Origin of the sequence: Brevundimonas sp. UBA5713, from assembly GCF_002419815.1 — a bacterium.
Lineage (GTDB): Bacteria > Pseudomonadota > Alphaproteobacteria > Caulobacterales > Caulobacteraceae > Brevundimonas.
The window spans coordinates 117,809-142,412 of sequence record NZ_DIGV01000027.1 but is presented as its reverse complement, the minus strand read 5'-3'; the positions used below and the strand labels follow the sequence as shown (position 1 = coordinate 142,412).

The window sequence follows — 24,604 nt, the reverse complement described above, 5'->3', positions numbered from 1 at the left end:
GCTCAGAACCCATGCGGGACGTCTTTTTCTGTATAGACGGTCACACTGCAGGTAACCCCGTCCGCCTTGTGGCGGGCGGGGCTCCCCTGCTCAGCGGCAAGTCCATGGCCGAGCGCCGTCTGGATTTTCTGGACCGCTATGACTGGATCCGCACCTCGCTGTGCTTCGAGCCGCGCGGCCACGACATGATGAGCGGCGGCTTCCTGTATCCGCCCACCCAGGACGATACAGACGCCGGCATCCTGTTCATCGAGACCAGCGGCTGCCTGCCCATGTGCGGCCATGGCACCATCGGCATTCTAACCTTTGCGCTGGAAAACGGCCTGATCCGCCCGCGCCAGCCGGGTCGACTGCGTATAGAAGTGCCCGCGGGCATTCTGGACGTGACCTATGAAGAAGACCTCAACCGCGTCACCTCCATCCGTCTGAAGAATGTCGCCAGCTATCTGGCCGCAGAAAACATCCAGATCGATGTGCCGGGCCTTGGCCCGCTCAGCGTGGATGTCTCCTACGGCGGCAACTATTACGCCATTGTCGAGCCTCAGGGGGCCTATACGGGCCTTGATGATCTAGGGGCCTCGCGCATCATCGAACTGAGCCAGATTGTCCGCACCAAGGTGCGCGAACAGTTCCATCCGGTGCATCCGCTGGAGCCGTCCATCAACGGTGTCAGCCATGTGCTGTGGGCCGACAAGCCATCTGCCGAAGACGCCCATGGCCGCAATGCCGTCTTCTATGGCGACAAGGCCATCGACCGCAGCCCGTGCGGTACCGGCACCTCGGCCCGTATGGCGCATCTGCATGCCAAGGGACGGTTGAAGGTCGGCGATGCCTTTGTCCATGAAAGCTATATCAAGAGCCGCTTCATCGGACGGGTCGAGGCCGAAACCACTCTGGGCGAGCATAAAGCCATCATCCCCTCCATCGAGGGTTCAGCCATCTCGACAGGTTTCAACACCATCTGGATCGACCGGCAGGACACCTTCTGGAAGGGTTTTCAGGTCGTCTGAAACAGCAAGGGTCACGGCGCATAGCGTTCGTGGCCTTTTTTGTTAGCCCGGTGCGTACGGTCTCGCGGATGACACTGTGACTTGGTATACTAAACCATGGCTACTAATCCGTTCGAAGTTCGCACCCTGTCTGACCGCCTTGTCGAGGTGGTCCGCGACATGATTTTGTCCGGCGCTATCGAGCAAAACGTCCCCATACGTCAGGATGCTCTGGCCAGCGAACTGAACGTGTCCAAGATTCCGGTCCGCGAAGCCTTAGTGCGTCTGGAACAGGACGGTCTGGTCGTCTCGCACGCCAATCGCGGCTTCTTTGTCCGTGCCATGTCGTCGCAGGAAGCCGAAGAGATTTACGCCCTGCGCCTTAAGCTGGAGCCCGATGCCTCGGCCGAGGCCTGTCTGGCCGCCAATGACAAGGAGCGTCAGGCCGCCAAGGATATTCTGGTTCAGCTGGATGCCGCCGCCGCTGCGCGCTCGCCGCAAGTCGGCCCATTGAACCGCGCCTTCCACATGGCCCTGACCCAGCCCGGCCATAACACCATCACCGCGGGCATCGTGTCGCGCCTGCACATCATGGCCGATCGCTATGTGCGCAAGCACCTCGAGTTCAAAGGCCGCCACGAAACAGCCGCCGACCAGCACCACGAAATTCTCGGCGCCTGGCTGACCCGCGATCCCGATACGGTGCGCGCCCTGATCACCAGCCACCTGCAAAACACGCTGGAAGATCTGCGCGACGAGTTCAGTCAGGCCCATAACGCGGCCTGATCAGCGCCGAGAGAACGGTACAAAATAAAACGGGCAGAAATCGCTTTCTGCCCGTTTTGTATTTTAGGCGCTGACGGCGAGCGCCGCGCGTTTCCTTTTCAGAGCTGTGTGCAGCAGCGATACCGCCGCATATAGCACAACCACCACCACGCCCCAGCGCATGACCGTCAGCGGCAGAGAGGTCACCACAAAGGCCGCCAGCAGCACTGCCGGAATACCGCCCAGCGCCATGCCCAGCACCAGTTTCAGGTCGATGCGATCGCTCTTGATAAAGCGCAGGCCCGACACCGGCATCAGGAAGGCACAGGCCCCCATCATGATCGGGAATGCCGCCGTGGGGTTCATGCCCATCAGGCTGAGCATGATCAGCGAAGGCGCATACAGGCCGATGCCAAAGCTCATCAGCGCGCCCATCACCACGTGGGCGGCAATGGCGATGTAGAACAGGTGGCCTTCCAGAGAGACGGCCTCGCCGCCCGCAGGCATCAAGTTCAGATTGGTCATGGCATAAAGGCCTGCCGCGATCAGCAGGGCCGTACCCACCACGATCTGCACCGCCTTCACCGGCAGTTTCAGCACGATCGGCGCACCAATCAGCGCCCCCACGACCGACGCGGCGATACAGGCAATCAGCAGCACCGGATCAACCACCACCATGTGAATGAACACCAGCCCCTGCGCCACCGTGGGCAGGCAGTGTCCGGCATTCAGCACCGCAGGCAGAAAGCTGTCAGGGATCAGTTTGCGAAACCGCAGATAGGCCGTGGTTGGCGCAAAAGACCCGATACCCAGAGCGTCGAAAAAATTGGCCACGGCCCCCACCGCAATGCCCTCGACGTTGGGCCTTGCCTGCCCTTTGGATCGCGCTGTCCGTATCAATTGAAACGCAAAGTTCAGCGCCAATAACGCCAACGCAATCTGAATACCCAAAATAATCACGACCTACCCCTCCCGATAGCGTGGATGCCCCTTGGCCTTGTCGACCGGCGTTGTTAGAAAGAGCATGATCCAAGATCGGATACAATATACTTTTGGAGCCAAGAGCTTGGCCTTTAGCGCCCCTACCGCCGCCCCCATCAGCGCCACAGAACGCCAGCAGCGCATCGAGACTCTCACCCGTCGCATGGCCGCTTATGGCGTCAGTGCTGTCTTGCTGGGCGCATCGGAGTCCCTGCGCTATTTCACCGGCTTGGTGTGGTCACCGTCCGAGCGCTTCAGCGGCGCGCTGATCCACGATGACGGCACGGTGGACATCGTCTGCCCGCGTTTCGAGCAGGAAAAGTTCGAGCAGATTCTCGCCGAGGAGGGCTGCATCGGCGGCGATATCTTCACGTGGGAAGAGGAGCACGATCCGCACGCGGTGATCGCTGCGCGCCTGTCACCGAATGCCAAGCTGGCGGTAGACGATCAGCTGGCCGCCTTCACCCTGTTCGGGCTGGCGCGCACGCTGGGCCATGAGCGGATTATCAGTGGCGGGTCGATTATTACGGCGCTACGCAGCATTAAATCACCCGCCGAAATCGCCATCCTGCAGCGCGCCAAGACCATCACTCTGGAAGTGCAAAAGCGCGCCCATGCCCAGCTCTATAAAGGCACCCGCGCGTCGGAAGTGGTGGCCTTCATCGACACGGAACACCGCAAACTGGCGGGCCATGGCTCCTACTTCTGCATCGTCTCCTTTGGCGTGGACACCAGCCTGCCCCACGGCGGCAGCGGCGATCCGGCGCTTCAGTCAGGCGATGTGGTGCTGATCGATACAGGCACGGAAATCGACGGCTATCACTCCGACATCACCCGCACCTATGCGTTCGGCGACCCGACGCCGTCCTTTGCCCGCGTGTGGCAGGACGAGAAAGACGCCCAACTGGCCGCGTTCAACGCCGCCCGCCTCGGTGCCCCGTGCGAAAGCGTCGATGCCGCCGCCCGCGACCTGCTGACCGCGCGCGGTTACGGACCGGACTACCAGCTGCCCGGACTGCCCCACCGCACCGGCCACGGCATCGGTCTGGATATCCACGAAAGCCCCAATCTGGTGCGCGGCGACCGCACGCCATTGCAGGCGGGCATGTGCTTTTCCAATGAGCCGATGATCGTCATTCCCGGCCAGTTCGGCGTGCGTCTGGAAGACCATTTCTACATGACCGAAGACGGCCCGCGCTGGTTCACCCCGCCCGCCTTCAGCCTCGAACAGCCGTTCGGCGAGACCGCCTAATGACCCGCACACCGCGTAGCTTTACCGTCATCGGCGGCGGTGTGGTCGGCAGCGCCATTGCGCTTCGCCTGCAAAACGCTGGCCTTGACGTCCTGCTGATCGACAATGGCGATCCGCGCCGCGCCGCTTCCTTTGGGAACATCGGCCATATCGCCGCGGAACAGGGCGACCCCATGCCCTCCAGCCAAACCCTGCTGAGCGCGGCAGGACGCCTGTTTGCCTTTCAGGGTCCGCTGGATTTTCGCCTGCGCGACGCCGCCCTGTGGGCCCCGTGGGCGATGCAGTTCGTCACTGCCTCGCGCCCCGTTCATGTCGAGCGCGGGGCCTATCTGCTATCCAAACTGCTGCATGATCCCTTGGGCGCGTGGGCGCGGATGGTATCTCTAGCCAAGGCTCCGAGCGATCTGGTCCGCCCTGCGGGCCACAATGTGGTGTGGATGACGCCCGAACGCGCCACAGCCGGCGTGGCCGCCTGGGATCAGGCCCGCAAGGTCTCGACGACCACCCGCCCGCTAGAGGCCTTTGAGCTGGAAGCCTATGAGGCCGTGTTGAACCGCCCTCCATCAGGCGGTCTGGCCTTTACCGGCACCGGACAGGTCAGCGAACCGATCCGCGTGGTCGAGGCCCTGCGCGCGGCCTTTACTGCCAAGGGCGGTCAGGTCCGGACCGGCAATGTCTCTACCATCACCCCGCACGATGGCGGTGTCACCCTGACACTGGCCGATGGCGGCTTTATCGAAAGCCACGCCATTGTGGTAGCGGCGGGCGCATGGTCGGCCTCGCTGATGGCTTCCATGGGGGTCAAGGCTCCGGTCATCGGCGAGCGCGGCTATTCGGTCCAGTCTGCCGAACACAACTGGCCAGCCGACCTGCCCCTGACCGTATTCGAGGACAGCCCCTTGGTGGTGTCGCGCTTTACCGGCGGCCTTCGCGCCAGCAGCCATGTCGAGTTCGGCGATCCGTCCGCCCCGCCCGATCCGCGCAAGTGGAAATGGATCGAGGACCGGCTCAAGGGTCTGGGCATCCAGTTCTCGGCCCAGCCGGACCGCTGGTGCGGCCCGCGCCCGACCCTGCCCGACTATCTGCCCGCCATCGGCCAGTTGGATCAGGCCCCGCAGGTCTATTACGCCTTTGGCCACCAGCATCTGGGCCTGACCTTGGCGGCGGAGACGGCGGAAATCATGGAAGGCCTGATCGTCAACCAAGAGCAGCCACACTGGCTGTCATCGCTCAAGATCGAGCGCTTCGCCAAGGCGCGCTAGGCGTCCCACACCAAGGTCACAGCCAGCCCGCCCAGATCGGACCGCGACAGGATCAGGTCGCCATCAGTGGCCTGCATCCGGTCCAGCGCGATAGCCAGCCCCAGACCGCTCTGGCCGTGCGTTTCGTCCAACCGTCGCCCGCGCCGCAGGGCCTCGGCCATCTGGTCCTCGGCAATGCCCGGCCCGTCATCGGCGACGGTCAGCGAGCGGCGCTGGCCGTCCGCCTGCGCTGTCACCCGCACCGTCGTACGGGCAAAGCGGGCCGCGTTTTCCATGACCGCGCCCAAGACTTCCAATAGAGCCGCCTCGCCCATCGGCAGCATCAGCCCCTGCGGCACGGCATTGTCCCACAACAGCTCTGCGCCATCCGGCGTGCGTTTCAGCACGGCCATCAGGCGTTCCACCACTGCCGCGCCTTGGGTCTGTTTCCCGTGTTCCAGCGCCTCACCACGCGCCAGCTCGGCCTCGACCGCCCCCTGCAGCAGGTTGAGGCTCTGCCCCAGTGACTGACGTTGTGCGTCCGGCAGCTCTTCGGCCTGCAATCTCAGCGCCGTCAGGGGCGTCTTGAGGGCATGGGCCAGATCGCGCGCCTTTTCGCGCGCCCTTTGCACATCGCGCGCCCGGGCCTGCGCCAGCGCATTCACCGCCTCGGTCAAAGGCCGCACCTCCAGCGGATGGGTTTCAGGGACCAATCGCGCTGTCGGCTCGGCCCGCATCCGGTCCAGCTCCCGCCGTACCCGATCCAGCGGGGCCAGACCCAGTTTCACCTGCACCCACACGGCCAGTGCCATCACGCCCCACAGCACCAGCAAGAAGACCGACGTCTCGCGTCCGAAGGCCGAGCGTGCCGCCATCAGGTCGGCCCTGTCCGCCGCCACCTCGATCCGCACCTGCGGCCCGTCCGGCTCCAACTGCACTTCGCGCGCAATGGTCAGCACGCGCGGCTCATAGGGCCCATCGCCTTGATAGGCCCCCCATCCGCGCGCAGGCAAGGCGGGTCCTTGCGGCAACTGCCCGTCCCATAAGGAGCGCGAGCGGAGATCGCCTGCATCCGTGGAAATGCGCCAGTAAAGACCGCTGGCCGGACGACCAAAGCGCGGATCAAACGGCTGTCCCGACAGCACCGGCTTGCCCCCCGCATCCAGCGACAGGGCCGAGATCAGAGACAGACCGTGGCGTTCCAGCTCGGCCTGCAACTGCCGCTCCGAATGGCGCTCAAACAGGAACCCCAGCACCAGCCAGCCGACCACCAGCGCAAGGGCAATCATGCCCCCCGCCACAGCCAGCAAACGGATGGCCAAAGAGCGCACGATTACAGCGTGCCTGCCAGATAATAGCCAAAGCCACGGCGGGTCTCGATGATCCCCGCCCCGACCTTGCGACGCAGCCGCGCCACCAGCGCCTCGATGGCATTGGCATCTACCGAGTCCACGCCATGCAGGGTTTCGGACAGCTCCCCCGCCGACAACGGACGCCCGCCCCCGTGCGCTAAGGCATGCAACAGGCGATACTCCAGCGGTGACAGGGTCAGCGGCGCGCCGTCCACCGCCCCTTGCATCCGGCGCGTATCCAGCGTCAGGCGGCCCAGCGTCAGCACCGCCTCGGCATGGCCCGCGCTGCGACGCACCAATGCCCGCACCCGCGCCACCAGTTCGGCAGGCTCGAACGGCTTGGCCAGATAGTCATCGGCCCCCGCCTCAATCCCCTCGACCTTTTCCATCCAGCTGCCGCGCGCCGACAGAATAATCACCGGAAAGCCGCGCCCCTCGCTGCGCCAGTTCCTAAGCACGCTCAGCCCGTCCAGACGCGGCAAGCCCAGGTCCAGCACCGCCACATCGAAATCCTCGTCAGAGCCCAGCGCCCACGCCTCTTCGCCATCGCGCGCGGGCGTCACCAGAAAGCCCGCCGCCGTCAGGGCGCGGGTCACACCGGCGGCAATCGCCTCGTCATCTTCGACCAGCAACAGACGCATGGGCGATCAGTCCTCTTCGCGATCCAGCACCTGCCCCGTGCGGGCATGAACTGTGGTTTCGATGGCGCGGCCTTCGGGCGTCAGGGTCTTTACCTCGTAGACCTCAACGTCATCGTCCTCATCGAGTTCGACCTCGATCACCTCTCCGGGCGAGACGCGCGCAACGATCTCCAGAATACGTTTCAGAGGCAGGCGCGATCCCTCAGGCGCGTCTACCGGTGGGGGTACATTTTCACGCGTAGGCGGGGTGACAGGCTCGGACGGGTGAACGCGCGCCATGTCGGGCGACACCGGAGGGGTGTCAGGCGCACGACTTTCCTCGCGCTGACAGGCTGCCAGCGTCAGGGCCACACACGTCATGACGACAAACCTGAGCATTATACGCTGCTGTATGCCCCAACTTAGCTGACATTTCGCTGACGATCGGCGTGACGGGGGCGTCAGCCAGCCTCCGCCATAGTCCATTCATCGCCGCAAGCATGCGGACTTGAAAGGACAAAATCATGAACACCAAGCTGACCGTCTTGACCGCCGTCGCCGCCCTGCTGACCGCCGGTGCCGCCGCCCCTGTAATCGCCCAATCGGCTCCGGAAGCTGCCCCGCAGCGCGCATCGGCCCAAACCGCCCCTGCCCGCACGCAAGGCGACTTCTTCGCGGGAACGGAATGGGACGATGATGCCGAAGACCAGCGCCGCTATGGCCGAATGCCGCGCCCGAGCGTGCAGGCTCTGCGCGCCATCGGCATGGTCCGCGCCACCGAGGTCGAGCGTGACGACGGCCGTCTGGAAGTCGAGGGCGTGGACCGCCATGGTCGGGACATCGATGCCAAGATGGATCTGGCCGGTCGCCGCGTGATTTCGTACGAGGTCGACAACGACTAAAGGCCGTCTATCCAGAACATCAAAGGCCGGAGCGCTGTCTCCGGCCTTTTTTGCGAGCACGCAGGCTTACGATACTCGTCGCAGCACGAAGAAGTATGGCAGGGGCATCGCCCGCATATCCATGACGCCCAGCACTGTCCGCACATCCACCCGGCGGAACATGTCGATAATCGGCAGGTCGTCATAGACCATGGCCGCCGTCACCTGCCCCCGATGCAATACACTGCGCAGGCGTGCGGCGGGTTGATCGGTTTCCAGTTCAGCGCGGCGCTCGACGGCCTTGCCCGGTGCCGGTTGGCCCATAAAGCGACCCGGATGCACGGCAAAAGTCCCGCCCTTCCCGTCGTCGAACAACAGCGGATGTACCGCGTCGACACTGTCGAACCGCTTGCCGCGCCAGCCGGTCGCCTCCAACGCCCCGTCCATCGGATGTCCGGTCGCAAACGGCTCGCCCGCCCACTCCCCGATCATAAAATCCGGATCAACCGGTGCCATAGCGTCGAACAGCGCAAAGGCCTTTTCAGGTGTAATTGGGCCCTGATCCAGCGCGTGTTGGAAAGCAGTCATAGGGTTTGCTCCTGCGGCATCAGCAATACGGGTTTGACGGTCCGGCCCTGCTCCATGTCGTGAACCGCCTCGTTTATGGCCTCGAACGGATAAAAGCGGATCAGCTGCTCGAACGGAAACTGTCCCTGCCGATGCAGATCGATCAGATGCGGAATGAAGGACTGTGGATCGGCATCGCCTTCAATCGATCCCACCAGACGCCTGCCTTGCAACAGGGCCGTCATGTCGACGCCAACCTCTGTCCCGCGTCGGGGCAGACCCAGAAGCACGCAGGTGCCGCCGACCGCCAGACTTTGAAAGGCCGAGGCCAGAACACCTTGCGCCCCTACACAATCCAGCGCCGCTTCCACCCCGCCTTTCACGGCGCGTCGGATCGCCTTGGCCAATTCCGGCTGATCACCCCGAAATGTCATGTCGGCCCCGAGCTGTTCAGCCAGCGCCAACCGCTCGTCGCGGATATCTATGGCGAGGATCGGTCCCGCGCCCACCGCCTTGGCCGCCATGATCGCCGCCAGTCCCACAGCCCCTGCGCCAAACACGGCCAGAGACTGACCGGCCTTTAACTGCAATGTGTTCAACACCGCACCGGCACCGGTTTGCAGTCCGCATCCTAACGGGGCCAGACGTTCCAGCGAAAGGTCATCCGGCACCTTCACCACATTGCGGGCCGCGACAATGGCATGGCGCGCGAATGAGGACTGACCGAAAAAGGCACTGCCCACTTCGCGCCCCTCCAGTCGCACGGGTCGGCTTCCGTCCGGTCGGGCACCGGAAAAATTGCCGGCAAAGGCTTCGGCACAATAGGCGGGTCGCGCGTTGCGGCAGGCCGCACATTGGCGACAGGCATGAAAACTGAGCACCACACGCTCGCCCACACTGACGCGCGATACCTGTTCGCCTACTGCCTCAATGATACCCGCGCCTTCATGACCCAGTACGGCAGGCAGGCCAAAGGCCCCATGGCCGTCGCGGTGCACCAGATCGGTATGACATATCCCCACAGCGTGCAGGCGCACGCGCACCTCATCCGGACGGGGCGCTTCCAGTTCGACCTCCCGCAAGACGAACGGACCCTTGGGCTGTTCCACCACGGCCGCCACGGTCTTTAACACAGCCGACACCTCCCGCTTCTGGAGGCACAACCTGCCGCGAGAGTCCCCGCCTTCCAACCTAGCGATACTGACAGGTTCGCCTGCCAGCGCGGACCTAAAGTCCCTGCCGGATACCTCGGGAATAGTCGATGTCTCTGGGCAGCGCCTGCGCCTTGGCGGTAATCCGTGCCGATTGTTTGATGTCACCCAGCGCGCGGTCGTTGGCGATGACGCCGATGTCGTACAGATAGTCCGGCACATGACCTGACAGCAGAACCCGCCAGTCCAGCGGAATACCGGGGGCCACCAGACGCGCCAGCCGCCAGATCACCGTGGTGCAGTTGGTGGTGACGGTCTGGTACCAGCGCGGCTTGCGGTCCAGATCATTGCCCAGTTCCAGATAGGACAGGAATAGCTGGCGACGCTGCTCGGGCGTCATCTCCAGACGGTACAGCGACACCTGATCAGCCCGCGCATGGGTGCGCAGGCGCACAATGTCCTGCTCGGTCGCGGCAATCAGAACCAGTTCAAACTGTTTGAAAAAACCGCCCAGTTCGGAAAACGCCTCATCCGCCTCGCGCCGGATTTCAGCCGACAGGACTACATACTGCCCATCGGCAAAACCAAAGCTGAGCATGGTGTGGGCGATGTGCGAACTGCCCCATGTGGTCATCACCAGATCGACTGTTTGAAGCTGCTGCAGATCGACCGTCGTGCCGATCCAGCGCTCATCCGCCTCATCGCGCGTGATCCAGCCGAAATCGCGTACATCGGTCAAATGCACCTTCGTGCCCTCGACGCGCGAGGTCACACCGCGCGCCACATCCGGTGCCCAGTCGCGGTCCTGCCGCGGTTGCAGCGCGCCGAACCACGCCCCCACACCCACCACAATCGCCGCCAGCCCCAGCCACGCCGCGCGCCGCCCCTTGAACGACAGGGCTATAAGGCCCGCCAGCAGTACAAGCGGAAGTACGAACGCCAACCACCGCACAGCCGGAAACTGGAACCACAGGGCCGCCGCCGTCCACGCCAGCACCAGTGTTGACAAAGCCACAGCCAGCACTGGCCAACGACGCCCTTGCGCGCGGTATTCAACAGACATCCCAGACCCTGCCCGACTTCACTTCCACACGACGTTAGCGCGTGCGGATCGTGGCACAACTGCTGAAAGCCGGACAGGGTTGCAGGCCGAGACGTCAGATCGACTGGCCGCCGGAGATTTCGATACGCTGTGCCGTCATCCAGCGGTGGGCCGGATCCAACAGATTGGCCACCGCAGGGCCGATATCGTCCGGCACGCCGACGCGGCCCAGCGCCGTCATAGATGCAAAGGCGTCGTTATATTCCGGCGTGTCACGCACGGCACCGCCCAGAAAATCCGTCTCGATGGCCCCGGGGGCGACCACATTGGCCGTAATCCGTCGCGGGGCCAGTTCCTTGGCCATATAATGCGTCAGCACCTCGATCGCGCCCTTGGCCGCCGCATAGGCCGAAAAGCCTTCGCCCGCGATCCGTGTCAGGCCCGAGGAGAAGTTGATGATCCGCCCCCCGTTGGCCAGCATTCCGGCGAGGGTCTGGGTCAGGAAAAAGACCCCGCGCACATGCACGCCGAACAGGGCATCAAAGGCGGACACAGACGTCTCCACAAACGGAGCCATGTCGCCGTGACCGGCATTGTTGATCAGGTGGTCAAAGCTGTCGCGGCCCCAAACTGTTTGCAGCGTCCGCGCCACCTCGTCGCGAAAGCGGGCAAAGCCGGCCACGTCGGAAACATCCAGCGGCAGGGCGACGGCCTTGCGGCCCATGGCTTCGATCTCGGCCACCACCTGCGCGGCCGCATTCGTGTCGGCCCGATAGGTGATGATGACATCGCCGCCGCGACGGGCGACGCTCAGGGCGGTGTTACGGCCAAGGCCACGGCTGCCGCCGGTGATCAGGGTGATGGTCTTCATGGTCAGGCTCCTTGAGGGGCTTTGCGATGACCACACCCTGCCGGATCAACGCCGCTCCTAATTGCCGGATCGTGGCTAAGCCTTGCCCGATCCTCCAACACCATTGTTCGCCTCCCATATCCGGGCGTAGCCTAGGCTCATGAATACGCCCGTCCCTCACCGGCTTTATGATTTGGCCCGCCGCCAACTGGACGCCCATGGAATGGCCGAGGGCAAGCTGGCAACGCCCATTCCGGGCCTGTCCATCGTGCGTGAAATCCAGCCCTCTCCTCTGACGCACGACATCCCCGCGCCCATGGTGGCTCTGGTGCTTCAAGGTGAAAAACAGGTGACGGCAGGGTCTCGCACGACCCATCTGAAGCCGGGGGATTCCCTTCTGATCGCGGCAGATGTGCCGACCATCAGTCAGGTGATGCGGGCCAGTGCCGACAAGCCCTATGTGTCCATTATCATCGACCTGAACCCTGCGGTGATAGAGCCGCTTTTGCTCGAGATCGACGGCCTGCCCGATGGCGGGCACGCGGTGCGCAGCCAAACCACGACGCCCGAGATGGCCGACGCCGCCCGGCGGTTACTGGACTTGCTCGATCGTCCAGCCGCTTTGCCCATCCTGCAGGAGGGTCTGATCAGAGAGCTGCATTTCTGGCTGCTGAGCGGAGCACATGGCGCGGGCATCCGGCACCTCGGCATGACCCATAGCCACCACCACCGCATCGCCCGCACGGTGAGCCTGATCCGTAGTCGCTACAACCAAACTCTGCGCATAGAACAACTGGCCGAGACTGCGGGCATGAGGCCCTCGGCCTTCCACCAGCATTTCAAACAGATCACGACGCTGACGCCGCTACAGTTTCAAAAACAGCTACGGCTGATCGAGGCGCGCCGGAAACTGCTCACGCGGGGAGCCTCCATAGCCGATACCGCCTATGGCGTCGGCTATGAAAGCATTCCGCAGTTCACGCGCGACTACGCCCGCATGTTCGGCGCGCCGCCCGCCAAGGACCGGCGCGCCCAAGCACAGATTGCCTAATAGAGATCAGGCCGCCGCCTTGGCCGATTGACGTTCCGATGCCGTATTGGCCGCGCTGATGACAGCGCGGGCCGAGGCGGTAGCCACGTCGGAATCCATACCAAAGCCGAACACGACCTGACCGTCCGCCGTGCGGCATTGGACATAGGCGGCGGCTCTGGCGTCCGTGCCCGCGCCGATGGCGTGTTCCTGATAGTCGACAATCTCGAACGCGGGACCACCCGCCTCGCGCATACCGTCCAGCAGGGCCGAGATCAGGCCGTTACCGCGCCCCGTGATCTGCTGCACCTTGTGGCCGATCTTCACGTCGCCGGTGAACACACGCTGGCCGTCACTCTTGGCGATGCCATGCTCGGCAAAGGTCATCAGTTCGAACTGCTGCGGACCTTCGACGCGATAGGTCTTTTTGAAAGCATCCCAGATGTCGGCACTGGTCAGTTCGCGGCTGGTTTCGTCGGCCAGTTTCTGGACCGCGCGGCTGAAATCGGCCTGCATGGCCTTGGGCAATTTCAGACCCTTGTCCTGTTGCAGCACCCACGCCATGCCGCCCTTGCCGGACTGCGAGTTCACGCGGATGACGGCCTCATAGCTGGCCCCGATGTCCGCCGGATCGATCGGCAGATAAGGCACGTTCCAGATCTGGTCGTTGCGCTTCTCTTGGGCTTCAAAGCCCTTCTTGATCGCATCCTGGTGCGAGCCCGAGAAGGCCGTGAACACCAGCTCCCCCGCATAGGGATGACGCGGGTGGACAGGGATCTGGTTGCAGTACTCAACCGTCTGGACGATCTCTTCCATATTGGAGAAGTCCAGCTCCGGCGAGACGCCCTGCGTGTACATATTCAGCGCCAGCGTCACCAGATCGACGTTGCCGGTACGCTCGCCATTACCGAAGATACAGCCCTCGATACGGTCGGCACCGGCCATCAAACCCAGCTCGGCAGCGGCCACGCCCGTGCCACGGTCGTTATGCGGATGCAGTGAAATGATCACCTGCTCGCGACGCGACAGGTTCTTGATCATCCACTCAATCTGGTCGGCATAGATGTTGGGGGTCGAGCACTCGACCGTGGCGGGCAGGTTGAAAATCAGCGGCTTTTCGACCGTCGGTTCCAGAATATCCTGAACTGCCTCACAGACCTCCAAGCTGAAATCCAGCTCTGCGGTCGAGAAGGTTTCCGGCGAGTATTCGAACCGCCAATCGGTGTCGGGGCGCTTTTCGGCCTCTTCGCGCAACATCTTTGCGCCTTCGATGGCCAAGGCTTTGACGCCCGCGCGGTCCATGTTGAACACCACTTCGCGCCATGCGGGCGAGACGGCGTTGTACAGGTGGACAGTGGCGTTGCGCGCGCCTTCCAGCGATTCAAACGTCTTCTGGATCAGGTCACGGCGCGACTGGGTCAGCACCTGCACCATCACATCCTCGGGAATGCGGTTCTGGCGCACCAGACCCGAGATAAAGTCGAACTCGGTCGCACCCGCAGACGGGAAGCCCACCTCGATCTCCTTCAGGCCGATCTTGACCAGCATGTCGAAGAAGCGCTGCTTCTTGGCAGCATCCATCGGGTCGATCAGGGCCTGATTACCGTCGCGCAGATCGGTCGACAGCCAGCGCGGTGCCTTGGTGATGGTACGCGAAGGCCACTGGCGGTCCTTCAGATCGATCTGGGGAAACGGACGGTATTTAACCGAGGGGTCGCGCAGCATGAATGCGCCTCTCTTGGGCAAGCAGATTATTCAATGGGAGATGTGCGGCGAAGACACGTCGCCACCGAGGCAGCCGTTAACCCCGGCGGCCACTCATAAGTCGCCCAAGGGCGACGCCTGCATGTGCAAGTTTCTCAACCATCGACGCACCCATAAGATAGTGCGCCGCAAAAATCTACCCGATTATTAGATGCCAACTTATATACGTTAGCATAAAAAACCCGACATCCAGCTAAAGCCGGTACCCAGAAGCAAAATCCCAAAAAGTCGGGAAATATTTGCCGTTTCTAATGCCGGTTTCAGGGCAGAACGTCCTTAAATCGCGCGGCGCGTTTCGGGGCTCAGGCGTGGCGCCGCTCTTGGCACAGTTGCCAAAGCGCAAGGCCCAAAAGGACAGGCAGCCCCAGCTCTCCCGTCTCCTCGACCGCCTTGCTGACCGCCAGGACCGCGGGCTCCAACATCAGGCCGACGTCGGCAAGCTTGCGCGGAAAGCCATCCATCTCCTTGAGAAAGATGCCGAATGCCACCAGCGCGCCCAAGGTCAACACAGCGGGCGATCCCCGGCCTCGCATGGAACGCCACGCCGAACGTGCGGCCAGACCCACCAGAATGATCAGAACCAGCACCGCGCCGCCTGCCAGCACTTTTTCCAGCAGGGGAACGTCGGGGCTCACATAAAGGCGCGTTTTGAATACGCCATAGGTGGTGAAGGCCTTGTGCGCGTCCATTTCGCGCAACCCCATCAACAGCGCCGCCAAGGACACCAAAGTCGCCGCCTGAATGCCGCGTCGCCACAAAGCCAGACCTGCAATCAGCACCGCCGCGTACAGAACCACCGTAGCGATCTCGATCGGGCCGCCTTCCTGGGTCAGTTGCAGGGCACGCGGGCCCAGCGAAAGGCTGAACGCCAGCGCCACGGCCAGACAGACAATGATCACCGCTAAAGCGGGCGAAGCCGCAATCGCAAAACGCTTGACCCGTGACCATGGCGTTTCCGGTGCCATAACACGAGACGATGAGGACATTTGACCGAACATTGACTACCCGATGCGATCGCACCAACGACCGCCCGGGCGTTACTGCTTGCTGAAGTCTTTACCGTAATATTACGGCCGCGCTCGCGCCACGAGATTCTACAAAGGCGGGCACGCCCCTTAACGCTTTTTCTCGCTCCACAGGTCCAGATCGGCCTCTTGCCCGATCAGCGCCAAACCCGATGCGATGGATTCAAACTCGCTACCGCTCTCGATACGCTCGGCGCTAAAGCGGTCGGTAAAGATGCGGCGCACGGCAGGCACAAATGATGTGCCCCCCGTCAGGAAGACCCGCTCGATCTGATCGGCCTGCAAGCCCGCACGCTCCAGTGCCAGATCGACGGCATCCTGCATGGCGGCCAGTTCCGGCGCGATCCAGCCCTCGAACGTCTCGCGGCTGACATCGGCGCGAATGTCCACATCGCCTGCGCTGAACACAAACTGCGCCTGTTCTTGCGACGACAAGGCGATCTTCAGCGCCGACACCGACTGATAAAGGGCATAGCCATAGTTCTCGTCCAGCACCTCGACCAGACGCTCGATCTTTTCCGGCTCGTCGGCACTGCGGACCAGTCCGCGAATGTCCTTCATGTCGCGCGATGCGCGCAGCAGGGCCAGCTGCTCCCATTTGGCAAAGGCGGTGTAATAGCGCTGGGGCACCGGCAGGGTCTTGCCCATGGCCGTATAGGTCGTGCCCTTCCCCAGCTGCGGCGACACCAACTGGTCGATGATGCGATAGTCGAACGCGTCGCCCGCGATGCCCACACCCGCGCGGCCCAGAGGCACCGACCGCAAGCCCTCCGGAGTCGGCTCGAAACGGATGATGGAAAAGTCGGACGTACCGCCGCCAAAGTCGGCCACCAGCACGGTCGCCGCCTGAGTCAGTTGGCGGGCGAAAAAGAAGGCCGCGCCTACCGGCTCATAGGCATAGCGTATGTCGCTAAAGCCCACCTGCGCAAACGCCGCCTCATAGCGTTCCAGCGCCAGCGCCTCGTTAGGGTTGCCGCCCGCAAAGGTCACGGGGCGCCCCACGATCACGCGCGGCGGCAGGTCGGTCAGCGCCTCGCCCGCATGCTCGCGCACCTGTTTCAGGAAGACGGCCAGCAGGTCTTCAAACTTGTAGCGGCGACCGTCGATGACCGTTTCGCTAAAGGCGGCACTGGCGGCAAAGTTTTTGAACGACTGGATGAAGCGCGTCTCCAGCGGATCTTCCAGATAGGTCTCCACCGCCCACGGCCCCGCCGTAATCACACGCTCGGGTGCCGAACCGTCAGCGGCGGGGATCAGCTGGAATCCCAGTGCCGAGCGAAAACCCGAGACCTCGCCCTGCGGAGCCTTCAGCGTCACCACCGCCGACTGCCCCTGTCCGCCGCTAAGCGCCAGCACAGTGTTGGTGGTGCCAAAGTCGATACCGATAGTCAGGGCAGAAGACGTCACGCCGGGTCTTTCAAATCTGTCCGCATCGCCGCCGCGCGCAGACCAAAAGGGGGCGCTCCCCCTAGCGCAAAACGCGCGGCGGCGCCCCCTGCCAAATGTCCAATGACCAAAGAAAAGGGCCGCCCCTGACAGAGACGGCCCCACGCTCTCACAACCGGAAGGCTGCGATTACTGGTTCTTGAACACCTTGCCGGCGCGCATGACGAAGTTGACGTTCATCAGGGTGGCGACGTCCTGCAGCGGGTCGCCTTCAACCGCGATGATGTCGGCGGCATAGCCCGGGGTCACGCGACCGATTTCATTGCCCAGCTGGAAGTGGTCAGCGGCATTGATGGTGGCGGTCTGAATGGCCTGCAGCGGGGTCATGCCGGCTTGGACATACAGCTGGAACTCGCGGGCATTGGTGCCGTGCGGGGCCACGCCGTTATCGGTGCCAAAGGCGATCTTGACGCCAGCCGCATGGGCGCGGCGCGCCATGTCCAGCATCAGCGGACCGGCTTCCAAAGCCTTTTGGCGCTGGTTCGGGGTGAAGAAGGTGCCCGGACGGGCCGCTTCCTGAGCCACGAACTCGCCGGCCAACAGGGTCGGCACCAGATAGCGGTTGCCTTGCTTGAACAGGCGGATGGATTCGTCGTCCAGATAGGTGCCATGCTCGATGGAGTCACCGCCAGCGCGCAGGAAGCTGTTGATACCGTCCGTGCCGTGGGCGTGGGCGGTCACGCGACGGCCCATAAAGTGGGCGGTCTCGACGATGGCTTCCAGCTCGGCTTGCGAGAACTGTTGGTTCAGGCCTGCACCGGTGTCGGACAGAACGCCGCCGGTGGCGGTGATCTTGATCACATCGGCGCCCGAACGCACGCGTTCACGCACGGCGCGACGGCAGTCGTCCGGACCCGAGCAAACGCCGGTCGAGCGCATCAGCGGCACAAAGGCTTCCGAGACGCCGTTAGCATCGCCGTGACCACCGTGCGGGGTGACGCCACCGGCCGAAGCTAGAATGCGCGGACCCGGAACGCGGCCTTGGGCCACTGCATTGCGCAGGCCGATCACCGCGTCGGTGTTGCCGCCGAGGTCGGCCACAGTGGTAAAACCGGCTTCCAGAGTAATCTTGGCGTATTGAGCGCCGCGCAGGGCCGCATCGGCCGCCGTGTTGGTGAAGCGGCTGGCGCGGTCACCGTCGCCCTGCTGGTTGCCGAGGTGGACGTGGCTGTCGATGAAGCCCGGCAGCACGAACTTGTTCGACAGGTCGATGACATTGCCTTCACCGACGAAGCCGTCGCGGATTTCCTTGACCTTGCCGTTCTCGATGACCAGCGTCTGGCGCTCGGTCACGCGGCCTGTGGCCGGATCGGCCAGCAGGCGACCGGCGTGGATATAGGACAGGTCCTGTGCCGATGCTGCGCCGGCAGATGCCATCAATGCGGCGGCCAGACCAACGGCCCAGCTCTTCTTCAGGGTCAGTTTCATGGTTTCCTCCTCCGCGGCGCATCAGGCGCCGCCCCAAGACTGGATACTCAAATTTCCGGTGCACCCTCGTCCACCGGAAAACGCGAAGGGGCCGGAACATTCGCTCCGGCCCGAAGTCGTTAGAATTTCTTGCTCACCGCGACCGAGTAGTAGCGGCCCAGAACGTCATAGTTCTGCGGGTCATAGGTCCCGCGCACATTGCCGACCTGCGGCGGCTCCTCGTTCAGCAGATTGGTGACGGTGAAGCGTACCGTAGTGTCGAACGGCAGATCGACGCGGGCGTTCAGATCGAACACGTCATAGGCATCCACACCGCGCGTCGTGCTGGTGGGCGAGGTCACGCGCGCCGAGTTGATCATCTCGGACGTATGACGCCAGCGCAGGCCGACGTTCCAGCGATCGCGCGAATAGGTGACGCTGCTGACGGCCTTCCACTCGGGGTGGGCCTGACCGGCATTGGCCTCGATGGCCGTGCCCCAGGTGCCGACATAGTCGTACACAGGCGCACCCGGCAGGGCCTGAATCTCGAAGCTGTCCAGATAGGACACGGTGGTGCCAAAGGCGAGGCTGCCGGTATCGCCAAAACCCAGATCGGCCAGATGCAGACGCCAGTCCACCTGCAGGTCCACACCCGTCACATTGAACGCGCCGAGGTTCAGCAGCGGCTGCAACGGATTGACCATATTGCCGTCGACCGTGCTGCGGTCCTGTAGCTGACAATAGTAGTTGTTGGCGTCATAGGTCGGGTTGTTGCCGCCATCGTTGAAGCAATAACGGATGGCGTTACCGACACCCAGCGTACCGACGGCATCGGCCACCTCGATCTTGTACCAGTCGATCGAGGCCGAGATGTTGCTCAGCCACGGCGACGAGAACTGCGGCTGGATCACGGTGCCGAACGAATAGGTGTCGGCGGTTTCCTCTTCCAGATCTGGGTTGCCGCCGGTCAGGGCGAACACTTGCGCGGCACCAAACTGATAGGTGTCGATCAGAGCTTCGGGCACGCCCAGAGCCACGCACAGATCGGCGACCTGCTGGCCGTTCGGACCCTGACGGAAGGAGGAGCGAACATCACACGGATCACCATCGGTGTTGGCCGCCGTGGGCGTGCCGATACCCACCGTAGCGGTCGAGATGGGGGCGAACAGCTCGCCGACGCTCGGCGCACGCACAGCGCGGTTATAGCCGCCGCGTAGTCGGAAGATGTCGTTCACCTGCCAGTTCAGATCGGCCTTATAGGCCTGCACGCCACCCACCGAGCTATAGTCGGAGTAGCGATAGCCGAACTCCATCTCCAGCGACTGGATGAAGGGCAAATCCTTCAGCAGCGGCACGAGGACCTCGGCAAAGACCTCGGTGGAATCCACCTCGCCCGATGACGCCCACAGCGGCGCATAACCCAATACGTCGCTGGTCCCGTCCGGGCGGCTCAGTTGCGCGTCCGGTACGAACTCGAAGTGGTTGTAACGATAGCCGACACCCGCCGCGAAACGCACCTCGCCCGCAGGCAGTTCGAACAGCGAACCGGTGACCGAGGCCTCGGCCATGCGCTGGGTTAGCTCATTGGTGTTGGTGGTCTTGCGCACCACATAGTTGATGCACTCGGCCGAGGGCGTGTGGTTGCCGAACGGGTTCAGTCCACCGGCGCAGAACTCGTTACCGCCGGTCGGGCTGTACAGCAGGTCGGTCATCGCATCGCGCGAGACGCCGCCGACCTGGGTGTTCAGGAATTTGGCCTTCGATGCGCTGGCATAGGCTTCCCACGTCCAGTCCTTGATGCCCACCTGACCCGACAGGCCGCCGATGAACTGATAGACGTCATAGGCATAGTTCTGCAGGCGCGGACCCGCGAAATCGAGGTCCTTCCAGAAGGTGAAATCCGCGTCCGGATCGGCGCGCGAGTTCAGGATGTGGCGGAAGTCATTGCTGATATAGGGGTTCGACGCCGGCACCGTCAGCGCATAGGCCAGACCCGCCAGCGTCGGATTGAACACACCCTCGGACTCATAGCTGGTCAGCGAGCCCTGGATATAGCCGCTGATGTTCTGGGTGATGTCATAGTCCACCCGCGAGAACAGCGAATAGCGCTCGTTGTCGTTCTGGACGATGTTGCCGGTCCAGCCGTACAGCATGTTGTTGCCGCCCGCCGACAGATAGGCCCCGTCAGTCTCCGGATCGCGCAGGTTCATCACCGGCGAGGTGCCCGCCAGATTAAACAGGGAGCCATCAACGGTGTTGAAGCCGATCTGGCCATTATAGAAGCCCGCCGAGCCCTGAACCGGATCGGTGCCGTACTGGCCGACGAAGATATCGTTGATGGCCGCCAAAGTCGGCCGGTTTGCGCCGAACAGGGCCGAACCCTGCGCCACAATGGCGGTGTTGGATTCGCGGTTACGGCGGAAATAATAGTCACGCTCGGACTGGAAGGCGCGCTCGCGCATCGAATAGTCCAGCGAGATCACCGCGCGGCCACGCCCCTCGGCAAAGCGATCCCCTGCCGTCACCGATACGCGGAAGCTCTCGCCGTCGCCATAGTCGGAAATGCCGTACTGCGACGCGAGCGTGACGCCTTGGAAATCGTTCTTCAGGCGGAAGTTGACCACACCGGCGGTCGCATCCGAACCATAGGCGGTCGAGGCACCGCCGGTGATGACTTCCACATTGCCGATCAGGGCTTCGGGGATGATGTTCAGATCGACCGAACCATCAGGGTTCGATGGCTGCAAGCGTTTGCCGTCCAGCAGGATCAAGGTGCGCTTGGAGCCCAGACCGCGAAGACTAGCATAGGCCTGACCGCCATTCAGTGAGGTCGAGGATGAACCCGAGGTGCTCTGGCCTTGCGCACCGGCAAACTGGGGCATCTGCGTCAGGGCTTTTTCAACCGTGACCTGACCTGTGTTTTCAATCGCTTCGGCCGTCACCGACGCCAGCGGGCTGTTCGAGGTGTAGTCACGCCGCGCGATGCGCGAACCGGTCACCACAATGTCGCTGACCTGGGCCACGGTTTCCTCGGCCTCGGGCAAGGCATCCTGCGCATGGGCCACACCGGCAGCCAGCGCGGTATAGGCACACGCCCCAGCCAGAAGCGTGCGATAGGCCACGCGTCGCGTATTTTGATTACCCCTAAGGCGCATCGGCATCCTTCCCTCTGACAAAAGTCGAGCCCCCTCACTACGGGGGTCTCCAACAAATGCGTACTGACGAAAATATGCGTTCAACGAACGAAGGAAGACAATAGTATACAGAAAAATATTTTCTCTATTCGCGCCGTTGAAGAAATGAGAGGCGATAATTCGAGTTTTAGTCGAAACAATATGGGATAAAAAATGCGCATCGCCTTAAAGTGGTGCTGCTGACCGAAAAACTCTGGATGGTTTAAAATTCTGCCCCGTTGGCAAATTTTATTCTCCATCAGACAATCCAGGCATGGAATATTCGGCATAAGCGAAAAGGGGTTCCGCTACGTCAGCATAGCGGCTTGTCTTGCACGGCGGGCATACAGGCCTGATGATACGGGCCTCCCCAATCAGAAACGCCCTCCCATGACTGAACTGCCTTCTCCGAACGATCCGTCTTCACCTTCGGCCCCCGCGCGGGTGGAAGGGCTGATCGATTTGCTGACGGTCGAAACGCTGGACACGGACCTGTATCGCGGCATTCCCCTGCCCGGCGGCAAAGGTCGGGTCTATGGCGGTCAGGTGGTGGCGCAGGCCCTTCAGGCCGCCCAACTGACCGTCGAGGGTCGCCGCTGCCACTCGCTGCACTGCTACTTCATGCGCCCCGGCGAAGAGGGGCGTCCGATCATCTATCGCGTGGCGCGCGATCATGATGGCCGCACCTTTGCGACCCGCCGCGTGATTGCCTCGCAAGGCGGCGAGCCTATCCTGAACATGCTGCTGTCGTTTCAGGTCCCCGAAGAGGGCTTTGAACATCAGGACACCATGCCGGACGTCGCTCCGCCGGAAGATCTCATCAGCGAGGCAGAGCTGTGGCGCGCCAATGCCCACATGGTGCCGGACCATCTGAAGTCCTATGTGCTGCGCCCGCGCCCGCTGGAGTTCCGTCACGTCTATCAGCGCAATCCGCTGGCCCCCGTTCCCGCCGAGCCGCGTCACGCCTCGTGGTTCCGCACCGTCGCGCCCATCGGCGACGAAGAAACGATGCACCGCGCCATTCTGGCCTATGCGTCGGACATGACCCTGCTCAGCACCTGTGGCCAGCCTCACGCCATCAGCTATCTGGACCCCCAATTCCAGATCGCCAGTCTGGACCACGCCGTCTGGTTCCACGGAGATTTCCGCGCCGACGACTGGCTGCTGTATGTCACCGACAGCCCTTCGGCCTCGGGTGCTCGCGGCTATAACCGTGGCCAGATCTTCACCCGTGATGGCCGCCTCGTCGCCAGCGTGGCCCAAGAAGGCCTTATCCGCCAGCGTAAGCCGCGCGCCTGATCAAGCCATCGGCTCCAAAACAAAGCCCCCGCCGTTCGCAAACGGCGGGGGCTTTTTCTTTCGGCGCTTAGCCCAGGCTGTAATAGGTCGGCGCACCGGGCCCGACCGGCAGGCCAAAGCCGAAGACCCAGACGAAGAACATGATCGTCCAGATGATGGTGAAGAAGATGGAGTACGGCAGCATCATCGCGATCATGGTGCCGATGCCGACCTTCTTGTCGTACCTGACCGCCCACGCGAGGATCAGGCCGAAATAGCTCATCATCGGGGTGATGATGTTGGTGGTGGAATCCCCGATCCGATAGGCCGCTTGAATCAGTTCCGGCGAATAGCCCAACAGCATCAGCATGGGCACAAAGATCGGGGCCGTCATCGCCCACTGTGCCGAGGCCGAACCGATCATCAGGTTCACGAAACAGCAGATCAGAATAAAGCCGATGAAGATAACCGGTCCGGTCAGGCCCAGCGCCTGCAGCCCCTGAGCGCCCTTCACCGCCGTGATCGAGCCGATGTTGGACCAGTTGAAGAAGGCCACGAACTGGGCCGCAAAGAAGATGATGACCAGATACAGGCCCAGCGAGGTCATGGCCTGCGCCATGCCGTCAATCACGTCGCGGTCGTTCTTCACCGTGCCCACGACGCGGCCATAGGCCCAGCCGATGGCCAGGAAGAAGATCAGAATCCAGACGGCAAACCCGCTGAAGAAGGGCGAGCGCATGGCATCGCCCGTCACCGGATCACGCAACACGCCCCATGACGGCAGGATGGTGAGGGCCATCAGCGCCAGCACGCCAAGGAAAGCCAGACCCGCCCATTTCAGACCCTTCTTCTCCTGATGGGTCAGCGGATCGGCGGTGGCACCTTCCAACACGGTCGGATCGGCGTCTTCCTTGTTATAGGCACCCAGTTTGGGCTCGACGATATAGGTGCTGACGGCCCAGCCCACGAGGGTGACCATGAACACCGAGATGGCCATGAAATAGTAGTTGGCCGTGGCCGTCACCGAATAGGTCGGGTCAATCAGGCGCGCCGCCTCTTCGGTGATACCGGCCAGCAGCGGATCAATCGTGCCGATTAGAAGGTTGGCCGAATAGCCGCCCGACACACCGGCAAAGGCCGCCGCCATACCCGCCAGCGGGTGACGCCCCAGCGAATAATAGACCGCGCCGGCCAGCGGGATCAGTACCACATAGCCCAGCTCCGACGCAGTGTTGGACATCACGCCCGCGAACACGATCACCACCGTAACCACATTCTTGGACGCACCCAGCACCATGCCGCGCACAGCCGCCGACAGCACGCCGGACTTTTCCGCCACGCCGATACCCAGCATGGCCGTCAGCACCACGCCCAGCGGCGCAAAGCTGGTGAAATTGGTGACCAGTCCGCTGAAAATCCGCCGCACGCCATCAGCGCTCAGCAGAGAGACGGCGCGGATCATGCCGTCTTCGGAGCGGCCCGCCGCCCCGACCGGACGCGGGTCATCAACCGCCACGCCCAGATATCCGAACACCCCCGACAGCAGCACCATGCCCAAAGCCAGCAGGAAGAACAGGGTCACCGGATGCGGCAGCAGATTGCCCAGCCATTCGACCGTATCCAGAAAGCGGGTGAAGGCATTGCGCTTGGGCGGCGTGCCCCCTTGGGGCGCGGCGGGCTGCATGTCCGGCATTCGGTCAACCTTGAGTCGGGGTCATCAATCATTATCCGGCCGCCTCCCCTTCGAAGCGCCGGAAATTGAGAACTTTCAACTCTAGCGAGGGTTAAGG

General features: G+C 62.9%; 21 protein-coding genes. 7 read left to right on the top strand and 14 right to left on the bottom strand.

The features are described from left to right. Nucleotides 1-11 precede the first annotated feature (11 nt). Both B3B04_RS06915 and B3B04_RS06910 read left to right on the top strand, forming a co-directional pair. Nucleotides 12-1,010, top strand: coding sequence for a 4-hydroxyproline epimerase (locus B3B04_RS06915; protein ID WP_292041327.1), 999 nt, complete (start codon nucleotides 12-14; stop codon nucleotides 1,008-1,010). A gap of 96 nt (nucleotides 1,011-1,106) precedes the next feature. Continuing rightward, nucleotides 1,107-1,775: a GntR family transcriptional regulator gene (locus tag B3B04_RS06910; RefSeq protein WP_292041326.1), complete on the top strand. Its 669-nt coding sequence runs from the start codon at nucleotides 1,107-1,109 to the stop codon at nucleotides 1,773-1,775. 63 nt (nucleotides 1,776-1,838) lie between these two features. On the opposite strand, the gene B3B04_RS06905 is transcribed toward B3B04_RS06910, so the two are convergent. Then, nucleotides 1,839-2,588 carry a sulfite exporter TauE/SafE family protein gene (locus B3B04_RS06905; RefSeq protein ID WP_292041324.1) on the bottom strand — a complete coding sequence of 250 codons (750 nt, stop codon included), beginning with the start codon at nucleotides 2,586-2,588 and terminating at the stop codon, nucleotides 1,839-1,841. 232 nt (nucleotides 2,589-2,820) lie between these two features. On the opposite strand from B3B04_RS06905, the gene B3B04_RS06900 reads away from it, so the two are divergent. Both B3B04_RS06900 and B3B04_RS06895 read left to right on the top strand, forming a co-directional pair. Further along, a complete protein-coding gene (locus B3B04_RS06900) occupies nucleotides 2,821-3,987 on the top strand; it encodes a M24 family metallopeptidase (RefSeq protein ID WP_292041322.1) in 1,167 nt (388 codons plus the stop codon). Next, the gene (locus B3B04_RS06895) at nucleotides 3,987-5,249 is read left to right on the top strand and encodes an NAD(P)/FAD-dependent oxidoreductase (protein ID WP_292041321.1); all 1,263 of its coding nucleotides are present in this window, start codon (nucleotides 3,987-3,989) and stop codon (nucleotides 5,247-5,249) included. Before B3B04_RS06900 ends, B3B04_RS06895 begins: the two co-directional genes overlap by 1 nt. Here the strand turns inward: B3B04_RS06895 and B3B04_RS06890 are convergent. Genes B3B04_RS06890 through B3B04_RS06880 form a run of 3 tightly spaced genes read right to left on the bottom strand, consistent with a single transcriptional unit; the run spans nucleotide 5,246 to nucleotide 7,599 of the window. Then, the gene (locus B3B04_RS06890) at nucleotides 5,246-6,550 is read right to left on the bottom strand and encodes a sensor histidine kinase (RefSeq protein WP_292041320.1); all 1,305 of its coding nucleotides are present in this window, start codon (nucleotides 6,548-6,550) and stop codon (nucleotides 5,246-5,248) included. The two genes, B3B04_RS06895 and B3B04_RS06890, sit on opposite strands and share 4 nt — an antisense overlap. A gap of 11 nt (nucleotides 6,551-6,561) precedes the next feature. Further along, entirely contained in the window at nucleotides 6,562-7,221 is a 660-nt protein-coding gene (locus B3B04_RS06885) for a response regulator transcription factor (protein ID WP_292041319.1), read from the bottom strand. A gap of 6 nt (nucleotides 7,222-7,227) precedes the next feature. Continuing rightward, nucleotides 7,228-7,599, bottom strand: coding sequence for a PepSY domain-containing protein (locus B3B04_RS06880; protein ID WP_292041318.1), 372 nt, complete (start codon nucleotides 7,597-7,599; stop codon nucleotides 7,228-7,230). 125 nt (nucleotides 7,600-7,724) lie between these two features. On the opposite strand from B3B04_RS06880, the gene B3B04_RS06875 reads away from it, so the two are divergent. Continuing rightward, a complete protein-coding gene (locus B3B04_RS06875) occupies nucleotides 7,725-8,102 on the top strand; it encodes a hypothetical protein (protein WP_292041316.1) in 378 nt (125 codons plus the stop codon). Between the two features lie 66 nt (nucleotides 8,103-8,168). Here the strand turns inward: B3B04_RS06875 and B3B04_RS06870 are convergent, their stop codons facing one another. The 4 genes from B3B04_RS06870 to B3B04_RS06855 form a co-directional block, all read right to left on the bottom strand. Then, nucleotides 8,169-8,669 (bottom strand): DUF4334 domain-containing protein, encoded by a 501-nt coding sequence (locus B3B04_RS06870; RefSeq protein WP_292041314.1) that lies wholly within the window; start codon nucleotides 8,667-8,669, stop codon nucleotides 8,169-8,171. After that, on the bottom strand, nucleotides 8,666-9,790 hold the full coding sequence (locus B3B04_RS06865) for an NAD(P)-dependent alcohol dehydrogenase (RefSeq protein ID WP_292041313.1): 1,125 nt from the start codon (nucleotides 9,788-9,790) through the stop codon (nucleotides 8,666-8,668). The genes B3B04_RS06870 and B3B04_RS06865 overlap by 4 nt, the downstream gene beginning before the upstream one ends. Nucleotides 9,791-9,875: 85 nt before the next feature. Continuing rightward, nucleotides 9,876-10,862 carry a DUF4105 domain-containing protein gene (locus tag B3B04_RS06860; protein ID WP_292041312.1) on the bottom strand — a complete coding sequence of 329 codons (987 nt, stop codon included), beginning with the start codon at nucleotides 10,860-10,862 and terminating at the stop codon, nucleotides 9,876-9,878. 94 nt (nucleotides 10,863-10,956) lie between these two features. Beyond that, entirely contained in the window at nucleotides 10,957-11,712 is a 756-nt protein-coding gene (locus tag B3B04_RS06855; protein WP_292041311.1) for an SDR family NAD(P)-dependent oxidoreductase, read from the bottom strand. 139 nt (nucleotides 11,713-11,851) lie between these two features. On the opposite strand from B3B04_RS06855, the gene B3B04_RS06850 reads away from it, so the two are divergent. Beyond that, complete coding sequence (locus B3B04_RS06850) at nucleotides 11,852-12,742, top strand: AraC family transcriptional regulator (protein WP_292041309.1); 891 nt, start codon at nucleotides 11,852-11,854, stop codon at nucleotides 12,740-12,742. Between the two features lie 6 nt (nucleotides 12,743-12,748). Here B3B04_RS06850 and leuA read toward each other — a convergent pair whose 3' ends face one another. The 5 genes from leuA to B3B04_RS06825 form a co-directional block, all read right to left on the bottom strand. Next, a complete protein-coding gene (gene leuA, locus B3B04_RS06845; RefSeq protein WP_292041307.1) occupies nucleotides 12,749-14,446 on the bottom strand; it encodes a 2-isopropylmalate synthase in 1,698 nt (565 codons plus the stop codon). Nucleotides 14,447-14,787: 341 nt separating this feature from the next. Further along, entirely contained in the window at nucleotides 14,788-15,471 is a 684-nt protein-coding gene (locus B3B04_RS06840) for a hypothetical protein (RefSeq protein ID WP_292041304.1), read from the bottom strand. Between the two features lie 129 nt (nucleotides 15,472-15,600). Next, nucleotides 15,601-16,917, bottom strand: coding sequence for an Hsp70 family protein (locus tag B3B04_RS06835; protein ID WP_292041301.1), 1,317 nt, complete (start codon nucleotides 16,915-16,917; stop codon nucleotides 15,601-15,603). 168 nt (nucleotides 16,918-17,085) lie between these two features. After that, nucleotides 17,086-18,384 (bottom strand): metal-dependent hydrolase family protein, encoded by a 1,299-nt coding sequence (locus tag B3B04_RS06830; RefSeq protein ID WP_292041299.1) that lies wholly within the window; start codon nucleotides 18,382-18,384, stop codon nucleotides 17,086-17,088. Nucleotides 18,385-18,503: 119 nt separating this feature from the next. Beyond that, complete coding sequence (locus tag B3B04_RS06825; RefSeq protein WP_292041297.1) at nucleotides 18,504-21,485, bottom strand: TonB-dependent receptor domain-containing protein; 2,982 nt, start codon at nucleotides 21,483-21,485, stop codon at nucleotides 18,504-18,506. Nucleotides 21,486-21,926: 441 nt separating this feature from the next. Between B3B04_RS06825 and B3B04_RS06820 the strand changes: the two genes are divergently transcribed. After that, on the top strand, nucleotides 21,927-22,835 hold the full coding sequence (locus B3B04_RS06820) for an acyl-CoA thioesterase (protein WP_292041296.1): 909 nt from the start codon (nucleotides 21,927-21,929) through the stop codon (nucleotides 22,833-22,835). A 67-nt stretch (nucleotides 22,836-22,902) separates the two neighbouring features. Here B3B04_RS06820 and B3B04_RS06815 read toward each other — a convergent pair whose 3' ends face one another. Then, entirely contained in the window at nucleotides 22,903-24,507 is a 1,605-nt protein-coding gene (locus tag B3B04_RS06815) for an AbgT family transporter (protein ID WP_292041295.1), read from the bottom strand. Between the last annotated feature and the right edge of the window lie 97 nt (nucleotides 24,508-24,604).